10 protein-coding genes and 1 pseudogene are annotated in these 9331 nt (G+C 36.0%); 6 read left to right on the top strand and 5 right to left on the bottom strand.

From position 1 onward, the window contains the following. Nucleotides 1–108: 108 nt before the first annotated feature. The 3 genes and pseudogenes from ACTS4L_RS08770 to ACTS4L_RS08760 form a co-directional block, all read right to left on the bottom strand. Nucleotides 109–924, bottom strand: a complete 816-nt coding sequence (locus ACTS4L_RS08770) for an ABC transporter ATP-binding protein (RefSeq protein WP_440615957.1) — start codon at nt 922–924, stop codon at nt 109–111. Nucleotides 925–1223: 299 nt separating this feature from the next. After that, a pseudogene (locus tag ACTS4L_RS08765) lies at nt 1224–2922 on the bottom strand (ABC transporter permease subunit). A gap of 813 nt (nt 2923–3735) precedes the next feature. After that, nucleotides 3736–4491, bottom strand: a complete 756-nt coding sequence (locus ACTS4L_RS08760) for a DNA/RNA non-specific endonuclease (RefSeq protein WP_440651946.1) — start codon at nt 4489–4491, stop codon at nt 3736–3738. 395 nt (nt 4492–4886) lie between these two features. Between ACTS4L_RS08760 and ACTS4L_RS08755 the strand changes: the two genes are divergently transcribed. The 6 genes from ACTS4L_RS08755 to ACTS4L_RS08730 all read left to right on the top strand — a co-directional run bounded on the left by ACTS4L_RS08755 (nt 4887) and on the right by ACTS4L_RS08730 (nt 8582). Next, nucleotides 4887–5675: a lysophospholipid acyltransferase family protein gene (locus ACTS4L_RS08755; protein ID WP_440617528.1), complete on the top strand. Its 789-nt coding sequence runs from the start codon at nt 4887–4889 to the stop codon at nt 5673–5675. Continuing rightward, a complete protein-coding gene (locus ACTS4L_RS08750; RefSeq protein ID WP_440617529.1) occupies nt 5675–5944 on the top strand; it encodes a phosphopantetheine-binding protein in 270 nt (89 codons plus the stop codon). Before ACTS4L_RS08755 ends, ACTS4L_RS08750 begins: the two co-directional genes overlap by 1 nt. Before the next feature lie 3 nt (nt 5945–5947). After that, a complete protein-coding gene (locus ACTS4L_RS08745) occupies nt 5948–6202 on the top strand; it encodes an acyl carrier protein (RefSeq protein WP_440617530.1) in 255 nt (84 codons plus the stop codon). A 167-nt stretch (nt 6203–6369) separates the two neighbouring features. Further along, the gene (locus ACTS4L_RS08740; protein ID WP_440651944.1) at nt 6370–6783 is read left to right on the top strand and encodes a hypothetical protein; all 414 of its coding nucleotides are present in this window, start codon (nt 6370–6372) and stop codon (nt 6781–6783) included. After that, nucleotides 6780–8132, top strand: coding sequence for an AMP-binding protein (locus ACTS4L_RS08735; RefSeq protein WP_440617532.1), 1353 nt, complete (start codon nt 6780–6782; stop codon nt 8130–8132). The genes ACTS4L_RS08740 and ACTS4L_RS08735 overlap by 4 nt, the downstream gene beginning before the upstream one ends. A gap of 69 nt (nt 8133–8201) precedes the next feature. Beyond that, complete coding sequence (locus tag ACTS4L_RS08730) at nt 8202–8582, top strand: hypothetical protein (RefSeq protein WP_440617533.1); 381 nt, start codon at nt 8202–8204, stop codon at nt 8580–8582. Between the two features lie 2 nt (nt 8583–8584). Here ACTS4L_RS08730 and ACTS4L_RS08725 read toward each other — a convergent pair whose 3' ends face one another. Both ACTS4L_RS08725 and ACTS4L_RS08720 read right to left on the bottom strand, forming a co-directional pair. Next, a complete protein-coding gene (locus ACTS4L_RS08725) occupies nt 8585–9013 on the bottom strand; it encodes a helix-turn-helix domain-containing protein (protein WP_440617534.1) in 429 nt (142 codons plus the stop codon). A 12-nt stretch (nt 9014–9025) separates the two neighbouring features. Continuing rightward, nucleotides 9026–9214 (bottom strand): type II toxin-antitoxin system HicA family toxin, encoded by a 189-nt coding sequence (locus ACTS4L_RS08720; protein WP_440617535.1) that lies wholly within the window; start codon nt 9212–9214, stop codon nt 9026–9028. Nucleotides 9215–9331 lie beyond the last annotated feature (117 nt).

The raw sequence follows: 9331 nt of genomic DNA, 5'->3' as shown, positions 1-9331 counted from the left end.
GGTTTGAGGGGCGTTAAATTGCAAAAAAAGTTTGATTTGAATACTTAATAATCAAAAATTTACCAACTTGGGTATAGAAACCATCAGTCAAATCTAGCAAAGCACTGATTACGCCTGTATGGTGATTATTTTCCCTTCTTTTTCTACACTATTAGCATTTATGCTATTCAACTTTTGCTCTAAAAGATCGATATGCTTTAACACTTCTGCTGAGCGTTTATCTCGTAAACGTGGGATATTTAATGCATGCTCATAGGCGATTTTACCTGGATGGTTATCAAAGATAATAACACGATCTGCCATCATCACCGCTTCTTCCACACTATGCGTGACCAATACCATTGATTTCGTTGGGATTTGCTTATTAAGCCATAAGTTTAATATATCCGTACGTAGCGTATTTGCCGTGGTAATATCAAGGGATGAAAACGGTTCATCTAAAAATAAAATCTCCGGCTCAACCATAAGCGCTCGCGCGAAGCCAACACGTTGTTTCATGCCGCCAGATAGCTCGTTTACATACGCTTTTTCAAAACCTTGCAATGAGATTTTTTGAATAAGCTCATGCGCTTTAGGTTCACTTATTTTACGTGAAATACCCAATGCATCACTGCCAAATAGAATATTGTCAACCACATTCAACCATGGCAGTAATGCAAAGTTTTGAAACACCATGCTCATATTATCAAGCGGCTTAGTCACCGGCTTATCTTTATAAAGCACAGAGCCATAGCTTGGATGCAAAAGCCCCGCAACAATGCGTAAAAAGCTTGATTTACCAGCACCCGATTTGCCTAAAATAGCAACGATTTCATTGTCATGTAATTTGAAGTTAATACGATCTAACACTTTAAGTGACTGTTTTTTGTCTTTTTCAAAATAAAGTTCGATATTTTGGCATTCGATAAGTACATTGTTTTTCATTTTCAAATCCTCTTTTCACGCTTCTTCACCAAGATCATCACCCGTTCTGTCATTTGCGTTTTGATGATAAGGTTGGCAAAGAAGCGATGGTCAACCTATGTTATATTTTTAAGTTTTAAATTATGACTATGACCATATTCCTGCCCACTTTGATTGTGTAAGCGTTGGCTGAGCGTAAGTCGAAGCCTTTATGAAGTATGATTTTCCAAAGCTTACCCACTTCGACTGATGCTCAGTGCATCGCTTCGACTTACGCTCAGGGTACGGTGAGCACTTATGGGTGAACATTTAGTCTTAGCCTAAATTTTATATTTTGTTTCTGCAAGCTTATACAAAGGCTTCCAGATAAAGATGACACACAAGGCGACAAGCACACACATTGCACTGACCGCTAATGCTGCCTCAGCCACTTGATTATTACTTGTTGTTTGCGATACAAGCTCACCAATACCACTTATTGAAATTGTTTTACCACCCCAAGTGATCAGCTCAGCAGCAATCGCTGAATTCCACGCACCACCTGCAGCACTGATAATCCCGCAAACGATATAAGGAAAAACAGCAGGAACCGCAAACTTAAACCACCATTTAGAACCCTTTAAGTGGAAGCTACGTGACATCTCAATTAAATCCGATGGCAAGGCTGAAGCCCCAGCAATCACATTAAACAATACATACCAAGAAGTACCGGTCATAATCAATGGAATCGCCCAAATGCTTAAACTACCACCGCCAAAAATCAGTAAAATTGCCACAATCGGGAAGAAAATTGGCTGAGGTATCGCTGCCAGTACCTGTATGATTGGTTGCAACATTTTGGTGCGTTTTGGTGAGATCCCGATCCAAATACCAAGAGGAGTACAAATCACGATACTTAAACCCATGGCAATCGCCACACGATACGTCGTCTCCCACATCAGTGGTAACAGGTAAGTCATATTGCCATTAGGGAAAAACTTCCATTAAGCTAACAATACACAGATACCAAATCGCTGTTGATAAGTGTCGAATGGCTGGCGTGAGTGATAATTGTGGAAACGATAGTTTTCTGGCAATAACTGTTGGCGAATTAATAAAGTAAAAACTCACTGTTTTAATACCTTTAACAATCGCGTTAAAGCACGTTGATTTAGTACACAGATCATGCATCCATGAGCTATGCGCGCCACTGACATTTATCTGTTCATATTTAAACTTCTTTGACCACTTGACTAATGGACGAAACACCAACTGATCAAAAGCAACAATCGTTAAAATAATCGCAATCAATGCATATACGATTGCTAATGCGTTGGCGTGATCAAGTGCAGTACTAATATACGCACCAACACCCGGTAGCATCACATCTTTATCTCCCACCGGAATCGCCTCAGTTGCGACAAGTGCAAACCATGCCGCAGATTGTGACACCATTACATTCCACAAAAGCCCCGGCACTGAATATGGCATTTCAATCTTCCAAAAACGCTGCCATGCATTTAGCTTATAAACATGTGATGCATTAATAACCTCGTCCGGCACAATGCGAATCGTCTGATAAACGATTAATGCCATATTCCATGCTTGCGATGTAAACACACCAAAAATTGCTGCCGCCTCAAGCCCCATCACTGAGCGTGGAAACAAAAACAAAAAGAATGCCGTGGTAAACGTTAAGAAACCCAATAAAGGTACTGATTCCATAAAGTTAATAATCGGCAACAAAATACGTGCAACATGTCTGTTCTTAGCACAGGCATAACCGGCAATCAAGGCAAAAGCAAACGACCAGACCATCCCAATGAGTAAACGCATCACCGTACGTAATGTATAATAAGGCAAGTGACTTGGATCTAGTGATATTGCAGCAACAGATGATTCATTGATAAAGCTTTGATGCATGCCAATCCACGCATAATACATCAGCCCAAGGCTTGTAATAACCAGCATGACAAAAACAATATCATGCAAGAAATAACTTCTTTTTCTGTGGTGATTTTTTAATGTTATTGTATTCATAAATTACATCTCAATATATTGATAAAATAGTTCATAGTCACCCTTAGCCACCTGCGTGGGCTGAGCGTAAGTCGAAGCCCTTATAACTTGACATTATGAATTTTTATTCCTAGCACACCCTTCGACTTCGCTCAGGGTACGGCGGATAGTTGAAGCAAATACTCAACCATACTTACAATGTACATTTCTTTTGTTTTTAATATTTCAAAAATAAAATTAAGACAGCTCTGAAAAGACCAAAAAGGCATAAACAAAGCTATTTTTATTGCTAAATATTTCAATAATAACTCAGCAACAACCAACATAAATATACTACACAACCTATATGAAGCATATTATGCTGATTCTTTGAGTTACTTTGGTTACTGCACCATTGGAGTTACAACTATTTGATGAATACTTTCTATTTGGCATTTATCATAACTAACGAAAAATAAACTGGGTTACAATTACCCCTCACCCGTACAGCTTACGCTATACGACCTCTCCCACAAGGGGCGAGGTAAAAGATGGCATAGCTCATTTTGCGATAGATGTCAGAAACTATAAACGCAGTCAATCAAATATAAAAGTATTAATGAAACAGCTATAGATTAGCTCCAACTGCAAAAGATCAACAACTGGGTGGTTGAAGTGAGTGAAAAGTTATCATGTTTAGCTCCTTAATGTCATGTTGGGGAGGGTCACATGTGCCCACATATCACGGGCACTATTTGGTTCTGTTGCGCATTATTTACTTAAGTAGGATAAAGGTCAAGTATTTTTTTAATTTTTATAATATTTACCTAAAAACAATACATTTTTAGTTGCAAATTACGCCCTATAACTCGTACGCCACATTGGTGAGGTTTTATCTGTTAATGCAGCCACTTGAGTCTTAGGCAAGGTGTTAAAAAACGTCAAGCCAGTACGCTGTTCGACATCTTTGATCGATACACGATATTTCGAGACATCTTTTTTATCAACGCGAGCATTCGGCATAATAAAGGCAATTGCCTTATCTTGTTTTGGCGCATAGACTACTTTGAAGAAATACTCTGGCACCCAGATTTTATTCTTGCCAATTGTTTTATGTGTTTTACTGTTTTTAAATACAGGCCCCGTGTAAACATAGACTTCTTTGTACATCTGTGCCCAAAAGCGCACATCAGACTCAAGCTTTGCCCAACCCTGACGATTAAGCCCACCTTTTTGTGGCGACATATTTGATAGATAAAACGACTGCTTAGCACTTGTTTTATTAAAATCCATCGCCGCATAAGGGGCTAAATGCCCACGATCATAACCACTTCTTTTATAGTCTGATAATTCCGCACGATATTTTGCCGGCACTTCCGGATCAGGTTGAAATTCATCATGACGCTTGAGTTTACTTGACACTGATTGTGCGGTTAAACGATAAGCAACCCAGCTTGGCTGCTTGGTTTCGTAATTATAAGCAGAAATATAACCCTCACGACAAAGATATAAACTCACCTTACCACCGGGGTTGCCATATTTCAGAAAGTCATTGCAGTAATTTGCGGCTAGTGGGATTGCTTTAACAGCACTTCCACTTGCCGCTGGCATATGAGCACTTGCGGCAAATGAACTCGAAAATGATGAAGCAGCCAATAAAATCGCTGCAGTATATTTAATAAACTTGTTTAACATGTTTTATCTTTATTATATGCGGGAGCATAAGCGTAACGTGAAATGAAGCGGAGGTTAAGTTTTTTTGAAAAAATACCATTAAATAAGCCCATGACATAATTGTTATAATAAAATCTGCATTAGTTGTATTAATCTAAATACAATATGATCGCCATTTGTTGATACAACGATTGTGTTGGTATTTTTAAAAACTGACTAAATAACTTTCAGCTGATTTACCTAGCAATCGCGAATGCACCTGACTCTTTTGACTAAATGGTTTATTTTATCAATAATAGCTAAAATATATTAAAGTGTATTTATTTTTATCAATGTATATATTTTTTAACAAAATAAACTACCTCTGGCGCCTTATTGCCACGGGATTTTGTTTTTTATTATTCTCTTTAGGGGGATTACTGTTAGGGTATATTATTATTCCTATGGTATTAATCATTGCCAAAATAATTCGTTTAAAGCAGCAGAAAAAATATATTGCGCAATATTGTATTTATTTAACGTTTCGTTTTTTTACCGCAACGATGTCTGGCTTAGGTCTTATTCGCTTTGACTTTATTGGCTTTGAAAAATTAAAAAAAGACAAAGGCACATTAATCATTGCCAACCATCCAACCTTAATTGATTATGTATCAATCGTCTCTAAACTGCCCTTTTGCGACAATATTGTCAAAGCGCAATTGTGGCACAACCGTTTTATACGACGCGTTATATCCACTGCAGGTTACATTCCCAATATCGATCCTGAGCAAACATTTAGTGATATCAAAGCAACATTACACGCAGGGAATAACTTATTGATGTTTCCTGAAGGTACTCGTTCTATTCCCAATATGCCAATCCAATTAAAAAGAGGGGCTGCACAAATTGCCATTCGTGCAAATGCGCCTATTCGTATTATTCATTTAAGCTGCACGCCCAGTACACTGGCAAAAAATGATAAATGGTATAAAATACCCACGACAAAACCTATCTTTACGTTAACGGTTAAGGATCTTATTGATACTCAAACGATTTTAAATGAGTGCAATCAACTTCCTTCGGTTGCCGCAAGACGGTTGACAAAGATATTACAACAACAATTACAAGGTCATATTGATTAATGAATAACACCCTACTTGAACTGGAATTAAAAGAACTGATTATTGATGTGCTTAATCTAGAAGATATTACTACTGAAGATATTGCCAGTGATATGCAATTATTTGGTGACGAGCTTGGCTTAGACTCCATCGATGCATTGGAGCTTGGCGTTGCTTTAAAGAAAAAATATAACATTGAGCTCAATGAAGACACTGATGATGTAAAAAAGCACTTTGAATCAGTTAAAACATTAGCGCAATTTATTGCGACACAAAATAATAAGGGATAAAAAATGAGTACATCAAAAGCACAAATTCTCCAAGAACTTCAGGGAATATTTGCTGAGTTATTTGAGCTTAATCCACAAGATGTGACACTTGAAGCGCGCTTATATGAAGATCTTGATTTAGATAGTATTGATGCGGTAGATCTTATTGTTTATCTGCAAAGTAAAACTGATAAACAGTTTAAACCTGATGAATTTAAATCAGTGAAAACTGTTAATGATATCGTCACAATCATTGACCAAGAAATTAATAAGCAATAATGTCCTTACGTAGCTTAACTACTCTTATCATCGCTATTGCTATCTTACTCTATCCCTTTGTCATTTTTTTTGGCATACAGTTTTTATCCGTACAAGGGTTAAGTTTAATTATTCTTTGCCTTTTTGGATTACGAGCGATTTTTAGCCACAACAACGATCATAATATCATGCCTAAATATGCGCTATTTACCCTCTCAGGTATTGGTATTACGATCAGTTTATTAGCAATGCTGTCACTCAATATCGTCTTTATTAAACTTTACCCTGTTGCCATGAATCTTGCTTTTTTGAGTATTTTTTTTGCTTCATTATTTGCAAAAGAGAATATTATTTATCAATTCGCCAAAAAAACATCCCGTAAACCGCTACCGCATTTTGTCAGTGCATACACACGCAAAGTGACGATTGCATGGTGTGTTTTTTTTATGTTAAACGCTTTAGTTTCTTGCTATAGCGCTTTGTTTAGTTCATTGCATGTTTGGACAATCTATAATGGATTGGTTTCTTATATTTTGATTGGTGCGTTTTTTGTTTGTGAATTTATTGTGCGCATTTTTGTTAAGAGAAAAAATAGCAAATGAAAGATTACTTAAATGTTTTATTTCAAAAATCAAATGATGACAAAATCATTTTTTGCCATGGCAAAAAAAATAACTTACCAATACATCTTGGCAAAATTAAACAAATTATATTTCCACTAGCGCATTTTTTAAGCCTACAGAAAGAAACTTCAATTATTCTTTATTGTAACAATATCTATCATTTCTATATTGGCTTTTTTAGTGCCTTGATTACTAACAAGTCGATTATATTACCACCTAATAATAGGTGTGGTGTTTTTGAGGATATTACCAATAATGAAGATATTGCGACACTTCATTTTGATGAACAGCGACAATGCTTTTGTTTTAATAAAAAAACCATTGAACTTAATCGTAATGATAACTTAATGTATCAAATAAATGATAGTCTGTTCACTGCGGATATTATATTTTTCACTTCCGGTTCTACAGGAAAACCTAAAAAAATCACGAAGAAATTTAAGCACTTAGTCAATGAGGTTAATATCTTAAATAATTTTTTTAATCTTGATAAAGAACAGATGGTGATTAGCAGTGTCCATCATCAGCATCTCTATGGTTTTGTTTTTTACTTTCTCTGGCCATCCTTAACAGGACGCCCTATTTATAGTCAGCGCATTGAATTAAGTGAGGAGTTAGCGCAATTAACTACCAGAAATCACCAATTTATTTTTATCTCAAGTCCTGCGCTATTATCGCGTTTAACTTTTGAAAAAGATATTTCTAAAATTACCTGTTTCAGTGCTGGTAGTCTTCTTAAAACAGAAATAGCGCAACAACTAAAAGCTCATCTTCATATGAATGTCACTGAAATTTTAGGCAGTAGTGAAACGGGTATTATTGCTTGGCGCCAACAACTTAATGATCCACTTTGGCAATGCTTTGATGATGTGCAAATTACACAAAGTAACGATCAGACATTGCGTGTTTATGCGGACTCTTTTATCGAACCATTTATCGATACGGATGATGTGATTGAATTGATTAAACCTAATCAATTTATTCTACAAGGTCGTAAAGGACGTATCGTCAAACTTGAAGATAAACGTCTGTCATTAAATGAACTTGAAGATCGCCTAAAGAAACACGCTTGGATTAATGATTGTTATGCATTGAAACTTGAAAAATCGCGCGAATATATTGGTGTTTTTATCGTATTATCTACATTAGGTAAAGAGCAAAAAGATCATCTAACTGCCTTTGAGTTTAATAACACTTTACGCCACTTTTTAAGCCATTGGTTTGAGAAAATACTATTGCCAAAATCCTTTCGTTATGGTGATGAAATCCCTGTTAATGCACAAAGTAAAATTGATCGTGAGGCAATCTTGCAGTTATTTACATATTAAAACTTCAGTTTACAAGTTTAGATCAACCTATTATTATTTGCTGAAAATTATACAACACCATTTTCTAGCATGTCTAAAATCAACTATCAATATCATCACATAGGTATTCCAACGACAGAGAAACACACTGATGAACGTTATAGCTCATCATTTAAAATGTATACAACCAAGGGACACAATCCCTTTCGTATTCAATACCATCGATTTGAAGAAGGATGTCCTTTGCACCCGCTCATTCAGACCAAAACTCATGTCGCTTTTAAAGTGGATAGTCTAGCTGAAGCCATTAAAGACCAAAAAGTTATCATGCCAGTATATGAACCTTTTGCAGGATTTAAAGTTGCTATGATCGAAGTCGAAGGTGCGCCTATTGAGTTAATTGAAACAACATTAAGCGAGCAGGAAATCTGGAATGATGAACATAAAAATTCGGTTATTTATCCTGAATAATATTACACAAAACTAATATCAAGACTTAAGCCAAGTACTGCAGCAGCACGCTGCAAGGTATTAATGGTTAAATTTTTACGCTCACCTTTCTCAATACGCCAATAATTTTGGTAAGGTACACCAAGCGCTTTAGCAACTTGTGGTGCACTCATACCTTTTGCTTGCCGTGCTTGCTTTAGCATAATTGGAATTGCGTACTCTATTGATGGCGCAATCATATAAATATCTTTGCCTTTTACTTGTTTTGGCAATTCAATTTTATCTTGCTCTATGGCATAACCCACAAGTAAGTCTATTACTTCATGTGCATTCTCAAAGGCTTCCTCAAGCGTATCAGCCTGACTAAAACCTCCTTGATAATTAATAGATTCAATGAGGTAATATTCTCCATCATCGCTATGTTTAGTAATTTTAAATGGATATTTTAACATTTCTTTACCACCTTAAAATTTTAATTTAGTTTGCTTTTCTATTGATTTAAGCAGACCGATTTTCATGTCTTTATTACCATGCACTGGGATGGTTATTGTTACTCTTGATTTAATCAAAATATGGTGAGAACCTTTAACTCTATGTAATTCCCATCCATTTTTTAATAGTGTTTTTAAAACATCTTTTCCAGAAACAGGCATTGTTATCATCAAATTACTATGGTTGCCTAAGAATAACATAAAAATGTTACAAATCAAGATCTCATAGTTTAAGTTTCTTTTATATCCCTATCATTAATCATGCTGAAAACCTTATAT

The organism is Cysteiniphilum sp. 19S12-1, assembly GCF_052030685.1.
Taxonomy (GTDB): domain Bacteria; phylum Pseudomonadota; class Gammaproteobacteria; order Francisellales; family Francisellaceae; genus Caedibacter.
This window is presented reverse-complemented; position numbering and strand designations above follow the sequence as displayed.